This window comes from Saccharicrinis sp. 156, assembly GCF_050589685.1.
Taxonomy (GTDB): Bacteria; Bacteroidota; Bacteroidia; order Bacteroidales; family Marinilabiliaceae; genus Saccharicrinis.
Genome location: NZ_JBNGOS010000003.1, coordinates 215,612 through 240,038, shown reverse-complemented (window position 1 = coordinate 240,038; position 24,427 = coordinate 215,612). Strand labels below are relative to the sequence as shown.

At 39.2% G+C, this 24,427-nt stretch carries 18 protein-coding genes; 13 read left to right on the top strand and 5 right to left on the bottom strand.

What is annotated here, in order from left to right; genetic code table 11:
- The first annotated feature begins 42 nt into the window (after positions 1-42).
- From ACRD64_RS02735 to ppdK, 4 genes are all read left to right on the top strand, one after another.
- Positions 43-462, top strand: coding sequence for a hypothetical protein (locus tag ACRD64_RS02735; protein WP_430931625.1), 420 nt, complete (start codon positions 43-45; stop codon positions 460-462).
- A 605-nt stretch (positions 463-1,067) separates the two neighbouring features.
- Positions 1,068-1,358 (top strand): hypothetical protein, encoded by a 291-nt coding sequence (locus ACRD64_RS02730; protein ID WP_430931624.1) that lies wholly within the window; start codon positions 1,068-1,070, stop codon positions 1,356-1,358.
- 122 nt (positions 1,359-1,480) lie between these two features.
- Positions 1,481-2,488, top strand: coding sequence for a dihydroorotate dehydrogenase-like protein (locus tag ACRD64_RS02725; RefSeq protein ID WP_430931623.1), 1,008 nt, complete (start codon positions 1,481-1,483; stop codon positions 2,486-2,488).
- A gap of 491 nt (positions 2,489-2,979) precedes the next feature.
- Complete coding sequence (gene ppdK / locus ACRD64_RS02720) at positions 2,980-5,694, top strand: pyruvate, phosphate dikinase (RefSeq protein ID WP_430931622.1); 2,715 nt, start codon at positions 2,980-2,982, stop codon at positions 5,692-5,694.
- A gap of 116 nt (positions 5,695-5,810) precedes the next feature.
- Here the strand turns inward: ppdK and ACRD64_RS02715 are convergent, their stop codons facing one another.
- The gene (locus ACRD64_RS02715) at positions 5,811-6,995 is read right to left on the bottom strand and encodes a response regulator (protein ID WP_430931621.1); all 1,185 of its coding nucleotides are present in this window, start codon (positions 6,993-6,995) and stop codon (positions 5,811-5,813) included.
- 326 nt (positions 6,996-7,321) lie between these two features.
- Here ACRD64_RS02715 and rsgA point away from each other — a divergent pair, with 326 nt between their 5' ends.
- The 9 genes from rsgA (at position 7,322) to ACRD64_RS02670 (ending at position 21,192) form a co-directional block, all read left to right on the top strand.
- Positions 7,322-8,377 (top strand): ribosome small subunit-dependent GTPase A, encoded by a 1,056-nt coding sequence (rsgA, locus tag ACRD64_RS02710; protein ID WP_430931620.1) that lies wholly within the window; start codon positions 7,322-7,324, stop codon positions 8,375-8,377.
- Between the two features lie 165 nt (positions 8,378-8,542).
- Entirely contained in the window at positions 8,543-11,071 is a 2,529-nt protein-coding gene (locus ACRD64_RS02705; protein WP_430931619.1) for an endonuclease MutS2, read from the top strand.
- A 20-nt stretch (positions 11,072-11,091) separates the two neighbouring features.
- Positions 11,092-11,805 carry a sulfite exporter TauE/SafE family protein gene (locus ACRD64_RS02700; RefSeq protein ID WP_430931618.1) on the top strand — a complete coding sequence of 238 codons (714 nt, stop codon included), beginning with the start codon at positions 11,092-11,094 and terminating at the stop codon, positions 11,803-11,805.
- Positions 11,806-11,959: 154 nt separating this feature from the next.
- The gene (locus ACRD64_RS02695) at positions 11,960-13,159 is read left to right on the top strand and encodes a carbohydrate-binding family 9-like protein (protein ID WP_430931617.1); all 1,200 of its coding nucleotides are present in this window, start codon (positions 11,960-11,962) and stop codon (positions 13,157-13,159) included.
- A 458-nt stretch (positions 13,160-13,617) separates the two neighbouring features.
- Positions 13,618-14,736, top strand: coding sequence for an efflux RND transporter periplasmic adaptor subunit (locus ACRD64_RS02690; RefSeq protein WP_430931616.1), 1,119 nt, complete (start codon positions 13,618-13,620; stop codon positions 14,734-14,736).
- Positions 14,737-14,809: 73 nt separating this feature from the next.
- Entirely contained in the window at positions 14,810-17,974 is a 3,165-nt protein-coding gene (locus ACRD64_RS02685) for an efflux RND transporter permease subunit (protein ID WP_430931615.1), read from the top strand.
- Complete coding sequence (locus tag ACRD64_RS02680; RefSeq protein ID WP_430931614.1) at positions 17,964-19,289, top strand: TolC family protein; 1,326 nt, start codon at positions 17,964-17,966, stop codon at positions 19,287-19,289. The genes ACRD64_RS02685 and ACRD64_RS02680 overlap by 11 nt, the downstream gene beginning before the upstream one ends.
- A 153-nt stretch (positions 19,290-19,442) precedes the next feature.
- Positions 19,443-20,420, top strand: a complete 978-nt coding sequence (locus ACRD64_RS02675) for a sensor histidine kinase (protein ID WP_430931613.1) — start codon at positions 19,443-19,445, stop codon at positions 20,418-20,420.
- 1 nt (position 20,421) lies between these two features.
- Positions 20,422-21,192: a LytR/AlgR family response regulator transcription factor gene (locus ACRD64_RS02670; protein ID WP_430931612.1), complete on the top strand. Its 771-nt coding sequence runs from the start codon at positions 20,422-20,424 to the stop codon at positions 21,190-21,192.
- A gap of 239 nt (positions 21,193-21,431) precedes the next feature.
- Here the strand turns inward: ACRD64_RS02670 and tnpA are convergent, their stop codons facing one another.
- The 4 genes from tnpA to ACRD64_RS02650 form a co-directional block, all read right to left on the bottom strand.
- Positions 21,432-21,884 (bottom strand): IS200/IS605 family transposase, encoded by a 453-nt coding sequence (gene tnpA / locus ACRD64_RS02665; RefSeq protein WP_430931611.1) that lies wholly within the window; start codon positions 21,882-21,884, stop codon positions 21,432-21,434.
- A 423-nt stretch (positions 21,885-22,307) separates the two neighbouring features.
- Complete coding sequence (locus ACRD64_RS02660) at positions 22,308-22,625, bottom strand: antibiotic biosynthesis monooxygenase family protein (RefSeq protein ID WP_430931610.1); 318 nt, start codon at positions 22,623-22,625, stop codon at positions 22,308-22,310.
- A 19-nt stretch (positions 22,626-22,644) separates the two neighbouring features.
- Positions 22,645-23,529, bottom strand: a complete 885-nt coding sequence (locus ACRD64_RS02655) for a hypothetical protein (protein WP_430931609.1) — start codon at positions 23,527-23,529, stop codon at positions 22,645-22,647.
- Between the two features lie 36 nt (positions 23,530-23,565).
- Positions 23,566-24,408 carry an endonuclease/exonuclease/phosphatase family protein gene (locus tag ACRD64_RS02650; protein WP_430931608.1) on the bottom strand — a complete coding sequence of 281 codons (843 nt, stop codon included), beginning with the start codon at positions 24,406-24,408 and terminating at the stop codon, positions 23,566-23,568.
- Between the last annotated feature and the right edge of the window lie 19 nt (positions 24,409-24,427).

Genomic DNA, 24,427 nt, shown 5'->3' with positions numbered 1-24,427 from the left:
ATAATTAAATTTTTCATGCATTTGGTATTAAAGAAAAATCCAATGTACAGCTTTCTACTGCTTCTGTGCATAACTATGATTGCTGGTTTGCAAGCATGGAGAACCGTGTTCAACAATTATGCGGTAGATGAAATTGGTATTACTGGGTTTCAAATAGGTATTGTTCAGTCTGTTAGGGAAATTTCGGGTTTTCTGGCCTTGTTAGTGGTGTACCTATTATTGCTTGTCAAAGAACACCGGTTGGCAGCATTATCTGTACTGGTAATGGGTGTTGGGGTCGGCTTTACGGGCTTGTTCCCATCTTTTGGAGGTCTGGTGTTTACAACGCTTATCATGTCCTTGGGTTTCCATTATTCCAAAACGGTAAATAAAAGTCTTACGCTTCAACATTTCTCCCAAAAGCAAGTTCCTGTTGTTATGGGCAGAATAAAGAGCGTTGGTGCACTACCAATATTATCGTAGGCGGGATTATATGGATGGTTAGTAAACATTTGGAGTAATCGAGCATCTTTATAATTTTTGGTATAATGATAATACTGTGCGGAGTATATGCTTTAACGCGCAATCCCATCAGCAAAATTCCTCCCCCGCAAAACAAAAAGATGGTGGTTAAACCCGCCATATGCATTAGAAATTCTATTACACATTGAAATTACTTTAAAACAAGACACTTCGTTGCATCACTTCAACTCACCAGAACGGTGCTCCCGAAAGTAATTGGGACAAGTTATGCCTCGTTTCAGTAATGCCTTGTTTTATTGTACTTGCAATGCTCATGAAGAACCTCCAATACATAATCCGGGTTAAACGAATATACTGGCTTTATTACTTGCTTAATTTTTTAAGTGGGGCCAGACGCCAGATTTTTGTTGCCTTTGCCGTTTTTATGTTGGTCGAGAAATTTAAATTCAAAGTTGAGACTATTGCAGTTCTTTTCGTGGTCAATAATATGATCACCTACTTTTCCGTTCCGCTAATTTGCAAAGGCTATCAATAGGTTTGGAGAAAGAATCGTTCTTTCGGCGGAATATTTTTCGTTAACAGATATTTTTATTTCGTATGCTTTTGTGCGAGACAAAACGGTTGTGGTCATCCTGTACGTGCTCGATCATATATTCTTTGGTGCCGCCATGGCCGTAAACACTTATTTCCATAGGATAGGTGTTCGCGAAGATATTGCACCGTCCATGGCAGTTGGGTTTACCGTTAATCATCTTTCGGCAGTTGTAATCCCCGCAGCTGGCGGAGCATTATGGATGCTGGATTCAAGAATCCCTTTATGGGCAGGTGCTGCTATGTCCCTAATTTCGATGTTTTTTGTTCAGATGATCAGATTACCACGAAACATAACAAGGTGACAATATTTTTCTGATGACTAATTTAAACATATTAATCATCCGAAGAATACATGAATGATGCTTTAAACATTTTTATCGCTAGGCTGTTTTAAGCATGATATTAACCCCTTAACAAACAAATCATGGATTTAAAAACAACTTACATGGGTATTGAGCTCAAAAATCCCATCATCGTAGGAGCAAGCAATTTGGTAAACAATATTAACATGGCCAAAAAATTAGAGGAAGCTGGTGCTGCTGCCATTGTTTTCAAATCGCTCTTCGAAGAACAAATCCATTTAGAGGCTGCCGAACTTGACGAAGACTTGCACGAATACGACGAACGAAATGCTGAGATGACGTCTCTGTTCCCGCAAATAGAGCACAGCGGACCAAAGGCTCACTTGATGGCTGTAAAAGACGTGGTGGATGCAGTATCCATACCTGTATTTGCAAGCTTAAACTGTCTTTACGATGTAAGTTGGGTAGAGTATGCCAAGTATCTTGAAGAAACCGGAATCGCAGGGCTGGAACTGAATTTTTATCATACCATCTCAGAAAACCAAAAGGACTCTGCCAAAATAGAAAAAGAACAATTGGAAGTTCTCACAAAAGTGAAAAAGGCTTTAAAAATTCCGGTTAGTGTTAAGCTTAGCCCATATTATTCCAATGCGCTACATGTTATTCGTAATTTTGATGAAGCAAAGGCAGATGCATTTGTGCTTTTTAACCGACTTTTTCAACCGGATATTGATACTGAAACTGAAGAACTTAAAATGCCTTATAACTTAAGTAGCAAGAATGACAACAGACTTGCCTTAAGATATGCCGGACTTCTTTATGGAAATGTAAAAGGATCCATCTGTGCCAATAACGGAATTCATGATGCAGATGATTTAATTTCGGTATTGTTGGCCGGTGCTGATGCCGCACAAATTGTGAGCACCATTTATAAAAACGGACTGGTTCAGGTTACTACTATACTCGAAGACCTGACTGTTTGGATGAAAAATAAAGGTTATGAGAAAATAGATGATTTTAAAGGTAAACTTTCAAAGAACAACCTGAAGGAACCTTATGCTTACAAAAGGGCCCAATATGTTGATTACTTAATGAAATCCAAAGAATTCACAAAGCAATATCAGGTGTAATGCCAGGTAAGTAGATAAAAGAAAGGTGCGTAAGGCACCTTTTTTTGTGGCCATTAACATCACTTAATGCCGATTGTTATATTGTTTAACAATGCACCCAAAGGCTTCTTAATATAAGCTAGCTTGTCCCGATTTTTCAGTTGAATTTGCCGATAATTGATAAAAGTGACTATTATAGCAAAGCATATAGAGTGCAATTTGCTTTGGTCACCGATATAGTTAACGATTATATGCAGTCGATTTTAAACAATATCAACTTATATTCGAAGACTTGTATTTTTTGTTCGGATTCTGTAATGTATCTAAATGTCAATGTCATACATTAATTTGGTTTGATTTGAGAATAGCTATCCAATTCAATGTTACAACCTGTTTATAAGCATGAATTGATTGAATGCATTTTTATTCTCGAAAAAAATCGTTTTCTTTATTAGCACAGTAAATGAATTATCCCAAATTCAAATTTATAACTAAAAAAAAATTCCTTAATTATGGCTGTAAAAAGAGTTTATACCTTCGGTAACGGACAAGCAGAAGGAAAGGCTGACATGAAAAACCTCCTTGGAGGTAAAGGAGCCAACCTGGCTGAAATGAATCTGATTGGTGTGCCTGTGCCTCCAGGGTTCACCATTACAACAGATGTTTGTATCGAATACAATGCGTTAGGCAAGGATGCGGTTGTTGATCTGTTAAAATCAGATGTTGAAACTGCCATAAAAAATATTGAATCCTTAACCGAAACTTCTTTTGGAGACAGAACAAACCCTCTATTGGTTTCCGTTCGTTCAGGAGCCAGAGCTTCTATGCCGGGCATGATGGATACAGTACTTAATTTAGGATTGAATGATGATTCCGTAGCCGGCATCGCTTTAAAATCAGGTAACGAACGATTTGCATGGGATTCGTACCGTCGATTTGTGCAAATGTATGGTGATGTGGTATTGGGGATGAAACCTGAGTCGAAGGAAGAAATTGATCCTTTTGAGCGAATCATGGAAGAAGTGAAAGAACAAAAGGGAGTGGATTTGGATACCGATCTTGATGTAGACGATTTAAAAGAGTTGGTAAAATTATTTAAATCTGCCGTTAAAGAACAAACCGGACACGATTTCCCTGAAAGTGCATGGGAACAGCTTTGGGGTGCCGTCATGGCCGTGTTCGATAGCTGGAACAACGACAGAGCAATATTATATCGCCGGATGGAAGGAATTCCTGACGAATGGGGAACAGCAGTAAACGTTCAGGCCATGGTATTTGGTAATATGGGCGACAATTCGGCAACAGGTGTGGCATTTACCCGTGATGCCGGAACAGGAGAAAACATATTTAACGGTGAATATTTAATTAATGCTCAGGGTGAGGATGTGGTTGCAGGTATCCGAACTCCGCAACAAATTACCAAGGAAGGTTCTTTACGATGGGCCGAACTTCAGGGCGTTACCGAAGAAGATCGTGCCGACATGTATCCTTCGTTGGAAGAAGCCATGCCACAAGTATATAAGGAATTAAATGCCGTTCAGGAAAAGTTGGAAAAGCATTATAAAGACATGCAGGACCTTGAGTTTACTGTTCAGGACGGCAAACTGTGGTTATTGCAAACACGTAATGGTAAACGTACAGGTGCAGCTATGGTTAAGATAGCCATGGACCTATATCGGGAAAAAATCATTGACGATAAAATGGCATTAATGAGAATAGAAGCCAACAAACTGGATGAATTACTTCACCCGGTATTTGACATGGATGCCATTGTTTCCGCTAATGAGTTGGCCAAAGGACTACCTGCTTCTCCAGGTGCTGCTTCCGGTCAAATAATTTTCTTTGCCGATGAAGCGACAAAATATCCTGAAACGATATTGGTACGTATTGAAACATCTCCTGAAGATTTAGAGGGAATGTTGGTGGCCAAGGGGATTTTGACCGCACGCGGTGGAATGACATCCCATGCTGCTGTGGTAGCACGAGGAATGGGCAAGTGCTGTGTTTCTGGTGCCGGAGCATTAAAGATTGATTACAGAGAACGTGTTTTACGTATTGATGGTCATTTATATAGAGAAGGTGATTGGATTTCGTTGAACGGTTCTACCGGTAAAGTATATGAAGGAAGAGTGAAAACACGTCAGCCTGAATTGGACGGAGACTTTGCTTCGATCATGGACTTTGCAACCAAATACACCCGTATGACCGTGCGAACAAATGCCGATACTCCTAAGGATGCTATTGTGGCCCGTGAATTTGGTGCTAAAGGTATTGGTTTGTGCAGAACCGAGCATATGTTCTTTGAAGGAGAGAGAATTAAAACGGTAAGGGAAATGATTTTATCTTCAGATGAAGAGGGGCGCAGGGCTGCGTTGGCAAAATTACTTCCATACCAAAGGGGCGACTTTGAGGGAATTTTGGAAGCTATGCAAGGATATGGCGTTACCATTCGTTTGTTGGACCCACCGTTGCACGAGTTTGTGCCGCATACTGAATTGGCACAACAAGAAATGGCTAAGGAAATGGGTATCAGCCTGGCAGATGTTAAAAATAAAGTTTCTGATCTTTCTGAATTTAACCCGATGCTGGGACACCGTGGTTGTCGTTTGGGAAACACCTATCCGGAGATCACGGAAATGCAAGCACGTGCAATCATTGAAGCTGCCTTGAATCTGAAAGCCAAAGGTATCATCACCAAACCTGAAATTATGGTTCCATTAATTGGTACGGTGGAAGAACTTAAAATGCAAGCCCATATTATCCATATGACGGCCGAACTTATTTTTACGGAAAGAGGCGACAAAGTGGAATATATGGTAGGTACCATGATAGAGATTCCCCGTGCGGCATTAACAGCTGACAAAGTTGCCGAGTTTGCCGAGTTTTTCTCGTTCGGAACCAATGATTTAACGCAAATGGCGTTTGGTTATTCCCGCGACGATGCCAATAAATTCTTGCCTATTTATATTGAAAAGGGTATTCTGAAGAATGATCCATTCCAAATTTTGGATCAAGAAGGAGTCGGACAACTGGTTCAGATGGGAACCGAAAGAGGTCGCTCCACCAAACCGGATCTTAAGGTAGGTATTTGTGGTGAACATGGAGGTGAGCCAAGTTCGGTAGAGTTCTGCGATTCCGTGGGCTTAGATTACGTTTCTTGTTCCCCTTTCAGGGTGCCAATTGCCAGGGTGGCTGCTGCGCAGGCTAATGTTAAAAAGAACGGTTAACACTTATTTAAATTGATAATTTTGAGAGGCGGATCCTTCCCGGGTTCGCCTCTTTTTGTGCAGAATTAGATTTGGCAGCACAAAGTGAATATATCTAACAATATTTTTGGGGTGATTTACTTTTTGAAGCGATATCCCAATAACAAAACATCATCCACCTGTTCGTTGTGTCCCATCCATTCTATAAAGTGTTTGTCTAATCGTTCGTTTTGTTCTGCCATATTCCATTGGCTATTATAAGTCAGTAAATCCTTAAAGGCTCCCAACATCATTTTCCTGTTGGCATCACCACCAAATTGATCGGCATATCCATCCGAGAACATATATAAACAGTCTCCCTCTTTCAACTTTATTGTATGGTTGGAAAATGGTGTTTGTGAAGGATAAATACCAACCGGCATGCGGTCTCCCTTAAAGTCAACTAATACTCCGCTTCTTACCAGATAGATAGGGGAATTGGCGCCTGCATATTCCATGGTATTCGTTTCCGGATCAATTAATACAATTGAGGCATCCAATCCATCTGAGATGTCAGTATCTCCCTCTCTGCTAAAAGTTTGAATAATGACAGATCGTAATTTGTTTAAAATCTCACTGGGCTTGATAACTTTTTCTACATTTATTATTTCATTGATCAATGCCATGCACATCATACTCATTAATGCACCCGGCACGCCATGACCTGTGCAGTCTGCAGCAACAAGTAGTTTTTTGTTTTTTATCTGGTGAACCAAATAAAAGTCACCGCTAACAATATCCCTTGGTTTGTAGAGAATAAAATACTCTTCCAGAACCCTTTGTAAATGTTCCTTGTGAGGCAAGGTGGCATGTTGTATTTGTTGCGCATAATACATGCTGTCCGTAATGGTGTCGTATATTTCCTCAATAGATTTCAAGTAGATGATGTTGTTGTCCATGGATTTCTTGAACTTCAGCTGGTTGGCAACTCTTGCTTTTAGTTCATCAATATGAAACGGCTTGCTAATAAAATCGACCGCACCTACCTTAAATCCCTTCACCAGACTTTCCGGGTCGCTCTGGGCAGTTAAAAAAACAACCGGAATTTCTTTGGTTTTTGCATCACTTTTAAGCCTTTCGCAAACCTCGTATCCATTCATGCCCTGGATAATTATATCCAACAGTATCAAATCGGGTTGTTTGTGCGACCTGGCTAATTCTAATGCCTGGTTACCGGAAGTAGCTGCCACACAATTATATTCGTTTAAAGCATCTTTTAATGCAAGAATATTGGTCATGGAATCTTCAACAATAAGTACTTTCTGTGGATCCGGGGTAAACATAAACTAATACTTTAATTTCGATTCAAGTTAAGGAATTTACTGTATTGGATACTAATTTTAGTCTTATTTGTTTTTCATTTTTTGTTTTACCCGGAATAACACTAACTTTGTATCTTATGAAAATTACTTCATTACATATCTCCTTTGTTCAGTACCTGTATTCGGTGTAACCGGCAGGTGACTAGTCGTATAACCACATCAATATATTTATTGAGTGCTATTGTGCACCTGTCTTTCAGTGTTAGTTAATATCATTTAATAACCACATCATACCTTTAGTAAGTCAAGTTTTCATGAGGTATTTTGTGTCTCCAATAAAAATTAAAATGTCAGCAAACAATATTCTTTTAGATTTAGGTTATCATCAAACTCTAAACTATACCATAAATAACGATTTGGAATTGGCAAGAGTGATTTCCGAGCACAGAGAAAGATATATCGTAAAAAGCGTATCTGGAGAATTTGAAGCCGAAATAATAGGTAACCTACGTTTTTCCGTGCAAAGCAGAACGGACTTGCCTGCGGTTGGCGACTGGGTTTCCATCTCCCCATACGACGAAGGCAAATCTTTAATTCATGAAGTTTTACCACGACGGAATATACTTAAACGACAATCGGTCGGAACAAAGAGCGATGAGCAAATTATTGCCACAAATATTGACTATGCCTTTATTGTTGAAGCGGTAAACCGGGATTTTAATATCAATCGGTTTGAAAGGTACTTAACCATTTGTTACAATGCTAATATTGAACCTGTTTTGATTTTAAATAAAACTGATTTAATAGATAAAGATGTATTGCAGGATTATAAAAAACAGATTAAAACACGAATTCCGAATGTTCAGCTTCATACCACCAACTGTGTGAACAATTCTGGCTTAATGGATTTGAAGAGACTTTTAAATCGTGGTAAAACTTATTGCTTTTTAGGGTCTTCGGGAGTGGGTAAGTCAACCATCATCAATTACCTTTACCAGAACGAACTGATGAAAACCATGGGAATAAGTGAATCGATAGATAGGGGAAAACATACTACTACGCACCGTCAACTAATTGTTTTAAAGGATGGAGGTGTTTTAATCGACAATCCCGGCATGCGGGAGGTAGGGCTTACCAGCGTTGAGGATGGCCTTAATCAAAGTTTTGCCGGCATTACGGAACTGGCTGTCAACTGCAAGTTTACCGATTGCACACACAAGAATGAAAAAGGCTGTGCGGTACTTAATGCGGTTGAGACAGGAGTGCTTAGTGAAGAAAGCTATAAAAACTATCTTAGGATGAAACGGGAATCAGAGCATTATTCGGAAAGTGAAGCGGAAAAAAGAAGAAAAGGAAAAAAATTTGCCAAAATGGTTAAACAGGTGAAGAAACACAAAAGCTAATGTATTTTATCGGATGAGTATGTATGTTTGTTTATACTCAACTGATGAATTAAAATAGCCATATTATTTTACTATTTTTGCGCTGTTTTAGGATGATATATTCATGCAAACCGGTGATGTTGAATCCTGAATCAGATTTGATTATACTATAATAAAGAATTACAATTGATATATCCAGCGTTTTTTGAAGAAAAAATCCGATTCAACCGGGTAAGGGAACTGATTAAGGAACAATGTTTAAGTTCGATGGGAAAGGAACGTGTCGACGAGATGCGTTATGTAACATTGCATGATGTGGTGTCCAGATGGGTTAATCAAACTAACGAGTTTAAGAAAATTTGTGTGGAGGAGTCTTTCCCAACCAGTTATTATATTGATGTAAGGGGACCGTTAAACAGAATTAAAGTTGAAGGACTGTTTCTGGAGGAAAGGGAACTTTTTGATCTTCGACGTTCCCTTCTGTCGGTGAAAGACATTGTACGTTTTTTTAAAAACAAAGAAGAACAAAATACATACCCCCATCTTCGCGAGATAGCTTCCAAAGTGATGGTGTACCCGTTTGTTTTTGAGCGCATTGATGCTATCTTAAATAAGTTTGGGAAGATAAAAGACAACGCTTCACCCGAGCTGGCCCGTATTCGAAACGAGATGATTAAAAAACAAGGCAGTGTATCCCGTAAGATGGCCGCCATTTTAAATCATGCCCGCAAAGAAGGATTGGTGGAAGCCGACACCAATGTAGCCATTCGCGACGGACGGGCGGTAATCCCTGTTCCTGCCGGAAACAAGCGTAAGCTGAACGGTATTATTCATGACGAATCGGCAACGGGAAAAACATCTTTTATTGAACCTACAGAGATTGTTGAAATCAATAACGAGATTAGGGAACTGGAATATGCAGAAAGAAGAGAGATTAATAGGATTCTGGTTGCTTTTTCGGATAGCATTAGGCCGTATCTCGAGGACCTGATTTTCTCGTACGAGTTTTTAGGCATCATGGACTTTATCAGGGCCAAAGCCAAGTTCGCCTTGCAAATAAATGCCTGTTTGCCCAAAATGGTCACGCATCCTGAGGTAGATTGGGAAGATGCCACGCATCCCCTGCTTTATTTGCAACACTCGGCCGAAGGCAAAGAGGTGGTTCCTTTGACCATACAATTAAATAAGGAACAACGAATCGTATTGATTTCAGGGCCAAATGCAGGGGGTAAGTCCGTATGCCTTCAAACCGTTGGCTTGCTTCAATATATGTTTCAATGTGGACTATTGGTTCCCATGGACCAACGCAGTACCATGGGTATCTACCAGCATATTTTCATCGACATAGGTGACCAACAGTCTATCGAAAATGACTTGAGTACCTACAGTTCGCACCTGCTGAATATGAAGTATTTCCTAAAACACGGTACGCCCGAGACGCTTATCCTCATCGATGAGTTTGGTACGGGAACAGAACCTGCTTTGGGTGGAGCCATTGCCGAATCCGTGTTGAAGCAGTTTAATGCCATGCAGCTCAACGGAGTCATCACCACGCACTATACCAACCTAAAACATTATGCTTCAGGTGTTGATGGGATCGAGAACGGTGCCATGCAGTTTGATACAGGTCAAATAAGACCCTTGTTTAAGCTGTTGATTGGTCAGCCGGGTAGTTCTTTTGCGTTTGAGATAGCTCGAAAGATAGGCTTGCCGGAAGACCTGCTGGACAGTGCCAAGGAACAAATCGGTGAGGATCATATCAATTTTGACAAACACCTGCGCGAAATTGCCCGAGACAAAAGATACTGGGAACAAAAACGGGATAATATTCGCCGCAAAGACAAACAGTTGGAGGATGTTTACGAAAAATATCTGACCCAGTTAGAGCAAAGTAAAAAAGAACGCAATCACATACTGGAAAAAGCGCGTCTCGAGGCGGAAGAATTGATGGCTACCGCCAATAAACGCATTGAGCGCACCATAAGGGAAATAAAAGAAAGCCAGGCGGAAAAAGAACGTACCAAAAAGGCCCGCGAATCACTAACCGATTTTAAAGAAAGGCTGGAAAATCAGGATGACCAACAGAAGCACAAAATTGAACGAGAGATAGAACGCATCAAAAACCGCCAAAAACGTAAAGGTGAGAAACATGACAGCGGTGATGAAAACAAGGGGCAATCCGACTCCAAAACATCGGTTAAAAAGGGGGGTGCCAAACCAAGGGTGAAAGACGACGGTATTATCCGAAAAGGTGATAAGGTAAGGCTCGAAGGCCAATCGCTACCTGGCGAAGTAATGGAAATAACAGGCAAGAACGCTTTGGTGGCATTCGGGCATCTAATGACCAATGTGAAAATTACTCGTTTGGAGAAAATTAGCAACAAGGAAGTTAAACAAGCCATGCGCTCTCTGAACCAGCCTAGTTTGGGTGCTAACGTGGCTGAGCAAGTTAGAAAAAGAAAGCTTACCTTTAAGCCTGATATTGATGTGAGAGGACAACGTACCGAGGAAGCCATCCAGGTGGTTACCAATCATATTGACGAAGCCGTAATGTGTGAAGTAGGTACAGTCAAAGTCCTTCATGGTAAAGGGAATGGTATCCTAAGACAAATGCTTAGGGAAATGTTGAATACCATGCCTCATGTAAAAAGTTTTAGGGACGAACATATTCAACATGGCGGAAGTGGCATTACTATTGTGGAGATTGACATCTGATATTTTAAAAAAATGAATACATGACAGCAGATTTACAATTATTGACAACAACGGCTGTTTCGGCAGGATTTATACATACTATTTTAGGACCCGATCATTACCTACCCTTTATAATGATTGGAAAGGCCCGAAACTGGAATGTCACCAAAATATTGATGTTGACATTTATTTGTGGTTTAGGTCATGTGCTCAGTTCCGTGGTTCTGGGTATGGTGGGCGTTTTTTTTGGGGTAGGCCTCGAAAAACTGAATTTTATTGAAGCATCGCGAGGAAACCTGGCAGCCTGGGCTTTGATTGCTTTTGGTTTAGTATATGCCATTTGGGGATTAAGAAAGGTGTACAAAAACCGCAAACACTCGCATGTTCATGCGCACAGTTGCGGTGTGGTGCATTCCCATGAACACGGGCATACAAGTGATCACACCCACATTCATGAGAAGGAAGAGGGTAAAAAGATAACGCCATGGGTTCTTTTTATCATATTTGTGTTAGGCCCTTGCGAGGTTCTTATTCCCTTGGTGATGTACCCTGCGGCCCAAACCAGTGTTTCCGGAATGCTGATGGTTACCGCAGCTTTTGGAATTACAACTCTTTTGGCAATGCTTTCCACGGTCGCACTCGGTACTTTCGGATTTTCGCTGGTACCTTTAAAAAAAATCGGCCTATATACCCATGTCATCGCCGGAGCTATGATTTTCCTTTCGGGTTTAGCTATCCAGATTTTAGGCATATAGATTTTTCATAGTAAACTTTTTAGGGACATATATCTTTAACTCAAACCATAATTTATGCCATGTATAATTTGCATCGGATATAGATATGATGTAAATTGTATAAGTCACACCCACACTGATGCTAAAAGTTAAGCCATATTATACCACATGTACAATGAAGTTACTACCGGGTATATTGCCGATGATTAATAATAGCGTTAAATACGAAGTGAATGTAGCTCTGATTTCATTAAAACAGCGTTATTACTATGTTGTAATGATACTTTTTGCTTGTATGCTGGGGTGCCAAAAGCCTCAGGAGAAAGTATATAGTATTAATGAATATGGGTTACCAAATTGTCCCGGCTACTGCACGCCAAAAGTCTATGCCGTTCACACGCTTTCCGGAACCCCAACAATAGATGGGTATATTTCAGACGATGAATGGGGCAATACCCCCTGGAGCGAACCGTTGGTATCTAGTGTGAAAAACGGTATGGCAAATCCAGCTTACAGCACCAGGTATAAATTGGGCACCAAAGGGGATTCTTTATATTTTTCTGCGATTGTTTACGACAGACATATTTGGGCGGTAAACGACATCTGCCAGTCCTACTTTTTCGAAGACAATTTTTTGGAATTATACCTTGACGCCGATAATGATGAAAAGGATTATGTGGTATTGAAAATAAACGCTCTCGGCAACCTTTGTGGCGAATACTGGAACCGGAACAACGATAAGCCGCTTTCGAGATTCTCACTGCTCGATATGTCGCATGGCAGGTGTTCGGTGTTTATTGATGGGACGGTTAACAATCCCAAAGATAATGACAGGTATTGGTCATTTGAATGTGCCGTACCACTTAATTTACAAGTCGACAGTTTAACACTACTACAACCCCATACTACCTGGAATGTCAATGTTCAGAGAACGTATTGGCCGTCTGTTGTTGTTGCAGGACTATATAAAAAAATGCTGAACCCCCATACCGGCAAAAAGTACCCCGGCGAAAAATGGGTTTGGAGTTTTCTGGATGAAAATAATATTAACACCCCCGAGCTATGGGGCGAATGGCATTTTAACACACTCAATCAAACATCGCAGGAAATTAGCCGGCAACAATTTGAAAGACAAGTGCGTTGGGAACTCCGGAATATTTACTATGCCCAACAGCGCCATCTAAAACGATATGGTCGTTTCTCCAGGAAGGTGGCCGGGCTAACGGACGTGGGCCTTAAATTACCTAAATTACTTTACAAGCCAAATATCAACACTGGCAGTGAAGTTTATGAAGCTCATATATATGATGCTGCAACAGGAACCAAATTTACTATTAACCACGAAGGTAAGGTTTGGAAAGAACAACAGCAATAGGTAAGGAAACAAGCGCTGTCACCCAAGAAATCGTAACTGTCATTCAAGGAATCGCAACTGTCATTCAAGGAATCGGATCTGTCACCCAAGAAATCGGATCTGACACCCAATAAATCGGGATTAACACCCAAGAAATGGAGTCTGACACCCAGGAAATGGAGTCTGACATCCAGGAAATCGGATCCGACATCCAGGAAATCGAGTCTGTCACTCGCGAAATGTCATATCACAGTTTCCGTTTCACGCCCTTAATTTCCGATTCATCTTTTCATATCCCCGTTTCACTCCCTTAATATTTCATAATTCTTTTGGTTATATCACTTTTGCTATCGTAATAGATAGAAAAAACAGAAAACAACATAACCATGAAACTGTCATGGCCAGCGCAAATATCGAAGTACATTAAAGCCGTTCGATAATTTGTAAAGGACATAAAGTTTTAACTAATATGAAAAAACATGAAAAAGAGAATCATCACTATTGGAATATCACTGCTAATTGTTTTAGGGACTTTTATGGTGCTAAAAGCACTACCTAAAAACGAAGGAGAAGCTAAAGGGCAAGAAACAACAACCAAAAACGAAGGAATGCTTGTTGAAGTGATGTACGCAGAACAGGGAACAGTTGAGCACTCTTATAAAGCAACCGGTAAATTAACTGCATTCGACCGTTATGAGATTTACGCACAGGTCTCAGGGCAAATTCTTTCATCTGCCAGAAACTTTAGAGAAGGTAAAAGTTATACCAAAGGTGAAGTGATGTTAGAGATTGACCAACGTGAATATGAAATGACCGTTCTGGCTCAAAAAAGTACTTTTATCACATTGATAACTTCCATTCTGCCTGATTTAAAATCGGATTATCCGGACGCGTATACCACATGGCGCAAGTATGTGTCAAATATTGATGTAAACGCGGCATTGAAAGAATTACCGGAAGTAAAAACGGAACAGTTGAAATTTTACCTGGCCGGCAAAAGTATTTACAGCACCTACTACAATATATTATCTGCAGAAGAAAAATTAGCCAAATACACTATCAGGGCACCATTTGACGGAGTGGTTACTTCTGCTGTTGTTGACGCAGGCACAGCAGTGAACAATGGCTCGCAATTGGGGACTTTAGTCAGTACTTCCTCTTACGACCTTGAGATTACGGTACCGCTATCATTACTTGGAAATGTTAAAATAGGAACAGAAGCTGTTTTGACTTCAACAGAACTTTCAGGTCAGTGGCAAGGGAAAGTAGTTAGAATTGGAGGCGACATCGACGAGCAAACGCAAAGTCTGAAGTTGTTTATCCGAACATCGGGGAAAGATCTGAAAGAAAGCATGTTCCTGACTGCCGAATTAGAACAACAACCATACGAAAACGCAATGAGCTTACCTCGTAAAATGGTAGATGATGATAACAATGTGTTTGTGGTTGAAAACGGAGAATTAGTTAAAAAGCAGCTAAACGTACTTGCCCGCAAAAGCGATATCGCTATTGTCAAAGGCCTTGAAGAAGGAACTCCTGTACTTTCTACAGTTGTAAAAAGCGCATACGATGGCATGAAAGTCCGCATTGCCAATTAATCTTGATATAAGAAAATCATAGAAACAGGCATCTTGATACTTGAGGCCTGCGTCTTGACACGAATAGTATAACATGAAAAAACTAATAGCATATTTTATAAAATTTCCGCTGGCCGTTAACCTGTTAATGGTCATGGTAGCACTGTTTGGGATCATTGCACTTTTAGGATTGCAGAAAAACTTTTTCCCGAATGTGCCCACCCGGTACATCTATGTAGACATTATTTACCCCGGAGCATCCCCCGAAGAAGTGGAGGAAGGAGCCATCTTGAAAATTGAGGAGAATATCAAAGGATTGGAAGGCCTTGAGCGTATCACTTCAACATCAAGCGAGAATGCTGGTAATGTTACCATTGAAATGGAGTTAGGTACTGATATGGATGAGGCACTTATTCGTGTAAAAAATGACGTGGATAAAATCTCTTCTTTTCCGGCTGATATCGAGTCGGTAGTAACCTATAAACACGACAATACCAATTTTGCCATTAATTTTGCCATTACTGCAAAAGAGGGGAAAACAGTTTCTTTAAAGTATCTAAAGTCAATAGCCCGTGATATGGAGAAAGACTTGCTTCGTATGGATGGCATTTCAAATGTGACCCTATCCGGTTATCCTGATGAAGAAATTGCTATTTTGCTGGATGAGGAGGCTATGGATGCATATCAGATGACATTTACTGAGATCTCTAGTGCAGTGGCTTCAACTAACCTGATTATGACAGGTGGTAGTATAAAAGATGGTGATGAGGAATTTTATATCCGTGCTAGAAACAAGGAATATTATAGTGAGGGGCTCGAAAATATTGTGGTTAGAAACTCGAGTAGCGGAGGTATCATTTATCTAAAAGATATTGCTAAAATTAAAGATCAATGGGAAGATTCTCCATCGGAAATTAAATTTAATGATAAACAAGCTGTCGTAATAACTATTAATACAACTTTTGATGAAGATATTATTGTAGCTTCCGAAAAACTGAATGAATATCTGGATGAGTTTAATAAAAATGAGGAACTATTGCAGGCTGACGTTATCAGGGATCAAAGTGATACTTTAAATCAACGGATTGAGTTGTTGATGGATAATGGTTTGTTGGGTATTATTTTAGTATTACTTTTCTTGTCTTTGTTCCTTAATCCTCGTATTGCTTTTTGGGTAGCTGTTGGTATTCCTTTTTCTATGTTAGGAATGTTTGTTATTATTCCTGCTACATCGGTTACCATCAACATGTTGTCGTTATTTGGTTTGATTTTGGTGCTGGGTATTCTGGTGGATGACGCCATTGTTGTGGGAGAGAATGTGTACAGGCACTGGCAAATGGGCAAGAGTCCGGTTAAAGCAGCTGTGGATGGCACTTTGGAGGTAACCCCTGCTGTTGTGTCAGGTGTGTTGACTACTATTACTGCCTTTTCTACCTTTCTGTTTTTGAATGGAAAAATAGGTGAGATGTTTTCGGAGGTTGCTATAATTGTGATTGTTATTTTATTGGTTTCGCTGATTGAAGGACTATTCGTATTGCCGGCTCATATGGCACATTCAAAAGCATTGGAGAGAGGAAGTGATAAAAAATGGTTGAAATTTATGGGTTGGTCGGAAAGATGGCTAACCTGGATGCGAGATAAAACCTATCGTCCTTTATTGACCTATTTCATTAAGCATAGAATAATTGCCCTTTCTGTTTTTATCGCCCTGTTTATTTTGTCTATTGGGATGATAAGTAATAAGCTGGTAACGGTTACTTTTTTTCCAGAAGTGGACGGTGATAATTTTTCTGTTACATTGTCTATGCCGTCTGGAACAGAAGAGTCTGTTACACAAAAGCATATCGACAGAATATCAAAGTGTATTTGGGAAGTAAACGAAGAAATGAAGGTGTTACAACCCGATAGTCAGGATGTTATTAAAATTTTATACGAGCAATTTCAGGGAGCTGGTAATAGTGCTACAATTGGGGTTACATTATTAGATGCAGAAGTAAGAAGCTCAACTACAGCAGAGGTGATTGAGCAAATTCGTAATAAAGTTGGAGAAGTGCCGGGAGCTGAGACTTTTGAGATAGTTGGTTTTAACCCCTTTGGTAAAGCACTTTCATTATCATTGGTCGGTGATGATAACGATGCTTTACAGGAAGCCAAAGAAGAATTAAAGATAGCACTTAAAAATATGCCCGAGCTTTCGGATGTATCGGATAATTCACCGGTGGGAAATCGCGAAATTGAGCTTACTTTAAAACCTAAGGCCAATCATTTGGGAGTTACATTGCAACAGGTAATCAGTCAGGTTCGTCAGGCTTTTTATGGCAATGAGGTTCAACGTTTGCAACGCGGACAGGACGAAGTAAAAGTTTGGGTGCGGTACGATATCGAAAACAGGAGGTCGCTAGGCCAGCTCGAAAATATGAAAATCCGTTTGGGCAATGGGGTTAATTATCCTTTATCCGAACTTGTTTCATTTAAAATGGTTAACGGGGTTACCAATATTCGTCACCTGGATTTTGATCGTGATGTTATAATTGAAGCTAATCAAACCGATCCATATTCTTCTTTGCCGGAGATTATGCAAAAGATAAACAAGGAAATATTGCCTCCTATTTTCGAGAAACATCCGGGAGTAGGTGTGTCATACGATGGTCAGCAACGTGAGACAAGTAAAGTGGCAAATTCTGCAAAAATAACCATTCCGGTTGTTCTGTTACTTATGTTTGCTATGGTAGTTTTAACTCTACGATCGGTTGGTCAATCTATCTTGGTTTATATGACCATTCCAATAAGTTTATTTGGTGTTGTGATGGGACACTGGATCCATGGAATGGCCATGAGCTTAATGTCGGCCATGGGAATGATTGCTCTGGTCGGGGTAATGATTAATGATGGCCTGGTACTAATCAACGCATTAAACATCAATCTGAAAGAAGGCATGTCCTATAAAGACGCACTGCTCGAAGCAGGAGTGTCACGTTTCCGTCCGATTATATTAACTACTTTAACAACAGTGGCTGGTATGGCACCAATGGTGTTAGAAACTAGCTTACAAGCACAATTCCTGATTCCGGTATCCTTATCGTTGGCTTATGGCATGATTATGGCCACAACCACAACCTTGTTTTTATTGCCGGTAATGTTGTTGATTGTAAATAACCTGAAAGTAAACTGGCAGAATAAAGTCAGAGGCAAAAATGTAACGCCAGAACAAGTTGAGAATGCTATAAAAGAAATGAAATACGATTATAATGAGCTATAAAAAAATATTATTAGGTTTAGGTTTGGTTATGGTAGGGACGGTACTGTTTGGACAAAATGCCCAAACAGTTGCCGAAACTATGACCTTGCAAAAAGCCATTGAAACGGCAATGGTTAACAACTACGATTTAAAAATTGCCAAAAACACATTAAAACAAGCTGAGAACAATAATACTATAGGAAACGCAGGGCTTTTGCCTTCAGTTTCGTTAAGTGGCGGAGCTGACTATTCTAAGTCTGACACCGAGAACGAGACTACTTATATAGGGTTGTTGGAAAGCGAAGGAGCTACCTCAAGTGGGTATAATGGAAGTGCTCGAATTGACTATACTTTATTCGATGGTTTTGGGAATCAATATAATTATATGAAGCTGCAACAAACTGACGAACGCCAGAAGATTCTTTTTCAACAACAAATGGAGAATACTATGCTGAGTGTAGTTCAGGCTTTTTACGATGTTTGCAGTGCACAACAAAACCTAAAACTGGCAATTGAGTCGATGGACATTTCCAAAGAGCGCTATCAAAAAGCTCTAGACCGGAAAGCATACGGACAAACAAATAAGCTAGAAGTGCTCAATGCCGAGGTAGATATGAACAGTGATAGTACGCAGATATTATATGCAGAACAAAATTATTTGATAGCTATTAAAGATTTAAATGTGGTTTTAGGTCTTCCTGTTGATTCTGAATTTGAAGTAGATGAAAAACTGGAATTCAAGAAATCTTTTTCGGAAGAACAAGTTATAAATGCTGCTGTTTCAAACAATAGTACCATACAATCACAAAAAAAATCGGAAGAAATTACCGAATTAGATTTAAGAATTACGAAAGCAGCTAAATACCCCACGCTTTCCGCTTATGGGCAGTATGCCTACAGCAAAACGGACTATAGCAACAGTAACAGTATTTACTCGCAAAGCAATGGTTTAACAACAGGTCTAAGTCTTAGTTTTAATGTGTTTAACGGTCGTCAACAGCGTACCCGCGAAAAAAATGCACAGCTCAACTTATTGAGCGAACAGGAACGAACCCGACAGGTTAAAGCTGAGCTGGAGCGAGACGCTTCGAATGCCTATACCGATTATGCCTACAAAATGCGAATTGTTGAATTGCAGGAAAGAAGTTTGGAACAAGCAGAGCTTAATTTTGAGCAAACCAAAGAAATGTTTAAACTTGGTAACGCAACCTCCATTGAGTTTCGTACTGCACAAGAAAACATGTTGAATGTTGCCAATAATTTTAATGATGCTAATTTTAACGCAAAAATTGCAGAGTTCAATTTATTAAGAATAACAGGAGAGTTGATTAAATAGTGATTAGTTTAAAGTCGAAAGTCAAATGTCGAAAGTTATTGGCTGTTATTGGTATAGAAAAGAAAAAAATCTATTATCTCATATATAAAAGTCTAAAAAATGATTTCCAACCGTATAAAAATATTCTTTATACCATTTGTAACTGTTCTGATCATGATAACATCATTATCCATGATGGTTCTTTTAGGATTTAGAACAGTGAATGAAGTTATGAATATTTTTACGCACCGTAGTATATGGGCCTTTGGTAATGCCGCAGTTGCTGTAACTATATTTTATTTCGCGGTTAACTGGTTTAACGAATTTGTAGAGTGGAATAAAAACTGGGGAATTCGATTGGTGTTAGATGCCGTACTTATTGTTGCTCATGCCTTTGCCGGTGTATTTATTCTCAATTACCTTTCTGTACATGGGCATTTCGGTGTCCCTCAGGAGAAATTGGACAAGGATTTTTTATACATTATGCCTTTAGTTATGGATAGCCTCTTCTTAGTCTTGATTGAGTTAATTATGGGAATGGAAGAACGTAATAAACTGGAAATACAGGTCGCTCATCTCGAAAAGGAACAAATCAATGCCAAATATGGTGCGCTAAAAACGCAATTAGATCACCATTTTCTTTTCAACAACTTAAGTGTTCTTTCTTCCATTATCTATGAAGATGTGGATAAAGCGGACAAGTTTATCCAACGATTTTCACAAGTATATCGATATGTGCTCTCTATCAACAAACGAGATTTGGTGACGCTGGAAGAAGAAATAGATTTTATAAAAAGCTACCTGCAACTGTATAAATTCAGGTTTGAAGATGGTTTTGATTATGAAATCAACATTGATGAAAATAAGCAGAAAATGCTGATTGCACCATTAACACTTCAGGTACTGGTTGAAAATGCCATTAAGCACAATGTTGTTTCCCGAAGTCAACCACTTCGTATTTGTGTTTTTAACGAGGATAATGGCTTAATCGTGAAAAATAACCTGCAATTCCGGGATAAGTCGGAAATAGAATCAACCAATACAGGACAAAACAATATTTTTGAAAAATATGAATTGCTGAACTGTGCATTACCGGTCATTAAAAATGATGGAAAGCATTATTCTGTAAAAATAACCTTAATCCCAAGGTAAGATGATTAAAGTTTTAATAGTTGAAGATGAAATGCCATCGGCACGAAAGCTGAATGCTTTGGTGAGCCATATTGAACCCGACTTTGAGGTGGTGGAGATTTTAGAATCCGTAAAACAAACAGTGGAGTTTTTGGATAACAACACAGTAGATTTGATTTTTTTAGATATTCACCTGGCCGATGGAAACAGCTTCTCTATTTTCGAACAAATCAAAGTAGAAACACCTATCATCTTTACCACAGCTTTTAATCAATATGCCATAGAAGCATTTCAGCAGGTAAGTGTTGATTATCTTTTAAAACCGATTGAAAAAGAAAGGTTGAAGCAGGCTATTGAAAAATTCAAAAAAGTTCATCTGGCCGTGAAACCTTCCGCGGCTGTAGATTATCAGGAAATCAACCGAATAATAGCTGCTTCGGTAGGCAAAAAAGAATATCAGGAGCGTTTTATGGTGCACTATCGCGATAAGATTAAAGCTATAGAAGTGGATGATATAGCCTCTTTTTACGCCGAAAACAAATCTGTATTTATCACCATGTTCGATGGACATTCCTATGATTTGTCCAATACCCTGGAACAGTTGGAAGAAAAACTGGATCCCAAATATTTTTTTAGGGCCAACCGCAAATGCATCGTCCATATAAAAGCGGTTAAAGATGCGGTGGTTTATTCAAAAAGCAAACTGAAGCTCAACCTGGCACCTTCTTTGCCATTTGAGGTAATTGTCTCCACAGAAAAATCATCGAAATTTAAACAATGGTTGAGTAGGTAGTGCCATTCAATTAGTCAATGTTTAATTGGTTATTAGCCGCTGTAGCCCCCTTGGGGCAATCATTTACATGACGCAGAACTCATAGGGCGATGCCCTGTGCTATTTCTATAACACCTTTGTAGCCATTAATCCTGGCGCAAAGTAAGAAGCATTTGCCCAAAAATTTTAAACGATAACCAATTTAAGCCGACGGGCTTATAGTATTATCGTAGGGCAACGCCCTAATAGCTCACCAATCATCAATCCCACACATATTTTTCATCATACTCCACATTATTTTTTTTCAGAAAACCCCTGAACTCCTTTTTAAAAGTTTTTGTTTTATGATGTTCCTTTTGATTTTTAATATAATCGACCACCACATTAATCTCTGAAGGTTTTACAGAGAAAATACCGTATCCATCTTGCCAATAAAAATTTTGATATTTAGCGCCTAACGTCTTTACCCACTTGGAAGATCCCCGTTTTAATTCTTGCAACAGACCGGCTTGTGTAATTTTACGTGACAATGTGCATAAAATATGAACATGATCATAATAACCACCAACGCTTACGGGATTGCATTCCAAAGCTCTACATGCCCCTCCGAGGTATTCATATAGTCGATCCTGGATTTCGTTATTAATTAAATTTTCCCTGTGCTTAGTGCTGAAAGTAATATGGACATACACTTTTGATAAAGATTGAGGCATGGTTATTTATTTAAAGGATTATTGTTTATTAAGTTAAGAAAAACAATCCTATTTGGCCATGCGTACTTTGCCATTTCGCATAAACATCTATTTTGCGATATGGCTATAGCCCCTTTGGGGCATTATGTACATGACGTAAGTTACATAGGGCGCTGCCTATGCTATTTCTATAACACCTTTGGCGCATTCAATATTAAGCCGAAGGATATGATACACTCGATCAATATCAATTAATCGAAAACAAAAGCCCAACGGGCTTATAGCAATAGCACAGGGTATTACCTGTGTGTTTAGCGTTACACAAATATACCCCAATGGGGTTTTAGCATTCACACAAGTAACATCCTGCATCAATGTATATTACACAGGTGTAATACAAATCCTTATTTACGTTTCCGGAGTCGTTAAAAAATAAAATATTGACTACATCTCAAAACTATAATCCGACTCTACCAACGCAATGCGGGTTTTATAACAATTATACCACATTTCTCTACCCTTCTCTCGGGCTTTCGTATGTTCTATATGGTTTTTCCACTTTTTAATGGATTCCAAATCTTTCCAATACGAAACGGTTATGCCCACTTCATTTTTGGCACTTTCAATACCTAAAAAACCCTCCTGTTCCCGGGCAAGTTTTTCCATAAAATCAGCCATTTCAGCGTATCCGTTATCTCCTTCTGTTCTAGTTGAAGTAAAAATAACGGCATAATACGGAGGGGGTGGCGTTTGAGCAATCATATTAATCTTTGTTATATCTTTACTTATATTTCAACCTATACGCCACCACCCTATTATTAAAAAAAGTTGGTACTAGCAACAAATTACTCTCAGGAATAAAATCAATATCCGCGGCATTGATATTTTTCTCGCGGGTATCCAGCAATTGTTTTTTACTCCAGTCTTTGGCTGAAATATAAAATACCTCACCTTTCCAGTTGGAAACGATAAAATCGTCGTTGGGTAACCTTACAATTCCATCGCCATGACCAATTTCGGTAGTCAACACATTTAATGATCCATCTTTTAAATTACATATCCCAAACTCACTGGCTTTTGAGGTTACGTAATACATTCCCTCTTTAGCAGACAGCAAACCATTTAACCGGGCTAAATCTTTTACTAAAACCGCATCCATATTCCCGTTTTGCAAAGCATATATTGTTTCGCTGGACGAACCTGAAGCATAAACAACGCCCTCGGAGGAAACAGTTAAATCATTTAAGTCCGGTTTTCCATCCACCGGGTATTCATTCACGATTTTTCTTTCTTTCATATCAATTTCTACCACTCTGTTGATATCATTCACAAAAAGTCTGTCGCCAACAATACCCATTCCCTTGGGGCCGCTCATTCCTTCAACCCATTTGAGTTCTAAAATATTTCCGCTGGTATCTATGGTGGAAATAAACCCGTTATGATCAATCTCCCAAGGTGATTCGTTGACGTTAGCGACATAGATCACCCCCGATTCTTTGTGGTACAGGACTGATTCGCTGGTTGTCATTAACGAATCGGTTTGCCAAACCATTTCCAGAAAAGGTTCCGGGGTTTTGTTTTGAGGTTCTGTTTTCTTTGTTTTGGAAGAGCATGCCGCCACCAATACAATTAAGCTACAATACATTGTTAGTTTTAACGTTTTCATGAGTCTATTTTTAAGATTATTGTTTCCCGGGAATTTTTAATCATCCAATATGATTTCAGCCATCACTGGTAAATGATCGGAAAACCACAAGCCATTTATTCTCTTGTCATCAATATGCCGGTATCTTTTTACTTGCAGTTTCTTTGTAAAAATATAGTCAATTCTTCTTATAGGTGTTATATTCTTGCCGAACGAGTTAAAGGTTCCGTGGGGGCCATATAACGGTTTAAGTGATATTTTAGCCCCATCATCCATTTGTTTTTTTAGTATTTGAATGGGTTCACTATCGGGCCCGCTGTTAAAATCGCCCATTACAATCACCTTTTCTTCATCCAACTTAAATTCTTTTATTTTATTCATAATCAGTTGTGAAGAATTTACGCGGGCTAGTTCACCAATGTGGTCGTAGTGGCAGTTGAATACATGTAAGACTTCCCCGGTTTTCTTAATCCTAAATATGGCGTAAGTACTTATTCTTTCCATAGAGGCATCCCATCCTATCGAAACTTTATCTGGTGTTTCTGATAGCCAAAAGGTTTTGGTTTTTACCAAAATTATTTGGGTCGTATCAAAATAAACGGCAGTGTATTCGCCTTTTTTAATCCCGTCGTCTCTGCCCACTCCCACATAATTGTAATTAGGCATTTTTTTATCAATATATTCAACTTGAGAATGGAGTCCTTCCTGTATTCCAATAATTTCCGGTGAATAATAATCGAGTAGCTGTACCACTTCGCCTTTACGGTTTTCCCACCAGTTGTCGCCATCATTCGGATTATTGAAACGGATGTTGTAAGTCATTACTTTAACCTGAGCTACACACAACAAAGAAATTGGTATAAGGAAAAGAACGGCTATTAATTTTCTGAATAGTTTCATAATTAATTAATTTGTATGG